This is a genomic window from Streptomyces sp. MK37H, assembly GCF_018035285.1.
GTDB lineage: Bacteria > Actinomycetota > Actinomycetes > Streptomycetales > Streptomycetaceae > Streptomyces > Streptomyces endocoffeicus.
Genome location: NZ_JAAAYH010000884.1, coordinates 1 through 977, shown reverse-complemented (window position 1 = coordinate 977; position 977 = coordinate 1). Strand labels below are relative to the sequence as shown.

Genomic DNA, 977 nt, shown 5'->3' with positions numbered 1-977 from the left:
GCGATCACGTGCGAAGCCAAATGACCAGGGCGGCCGTGGTGGCAGTGCCGAGGAAGACGTAGCCGCGTTTGTCGTAGCGAGTGGCCACGGCCCGGGACTGCTTCAACCTGTTGATCGCCCGCTCGACTGTGTTGCGCTTCTTGTAGCGCTCCTCGTCGAATCCGGGTGGCCGTCCGCCGCGGGAGCCTTTGCGTAAGCGGGCGGCCTGGCTGTCGGTCTTCTCCGGGATGGTGTGCCGGATGCCTCGTCGTCGCAGGTAGTCGCGGCAGGGCCCGTTGCTGTAGGCCTTGTCGGCGGCGAGGCTGTCGGGCTTCGTGCGCGGTCTGCCCAGTCCCGGCCGTGGAACGCGGATCTTCTCGAGCACCGGCTGGAATTGGGTGCAGTCGGCCCGCTGTCCCCCGGTGACCATCAGGGACAGCGGGCGGCAGCGGCCGTCGGAGCTCAGGTGGAGCTTGCTCGTGAGCCCGCCGCGCGAGCGGCCCAGGCCCTCACCTCCTGCACCACCTCCACCAGGCGGGCGAGCAGGCTCTGCCATGGTGGCTCGTCCTGGTGTTCTGCTGTTTCGGCCCCCTTTGACGCGGTCGCCGGCGGCGGATCGATGCGGGCACCGGCCGCGTGCTGGTGAGCGCGCACGATGGTCGAGTCGACCGCGATGTCCCAGTCGATGTCGCCGACGGCGTCGGCCGCGGCCTGGACCTGCTGCAGCAGGCGTTCCCAGGTACCGTCGGCCGACCACAGCCGGTGGCGTTCATAGACGGTCTTCCACGGCCCGAACCGTTCGGGCAGATCACGCCACTGCACCCCGGTTCGCACACGGTGCAAGATCCCGTCGATCACCTGCCGGTGATCCCGCCACCTGCCACAACGCCCGTTGCTGACCGGCAGGAACGGCCGCAGTCGTTCCCACTCCGCATCCGTCAGATCACCCCGCCCCATGCCACATCAACGACCAAGACACGACGCAGTCACATGATCGG

1 protein-coding gene is annotated in these 977 nt (G+C 68.7%); it reads right to left on the bottom strand.

Annotation, left to right across the window (positions count from 1 at the left end):
- Positions 1–4: 4 nt before the first annotated feature.
- A protein-coding gene (locus GWI24_RS44600; RefSeq protein ID WP_281791779.1) for an IS5 family transposase occupies positions 5–936 on the bottom strand; the annotation gives its coding sequence in 2 pieces (ribosomal slippage) (positions 5–601 and positions 604–936; 930 coding nt in all).
- Between the last annotated feature and the right edge of the window lie 41 nt (positions 937–977).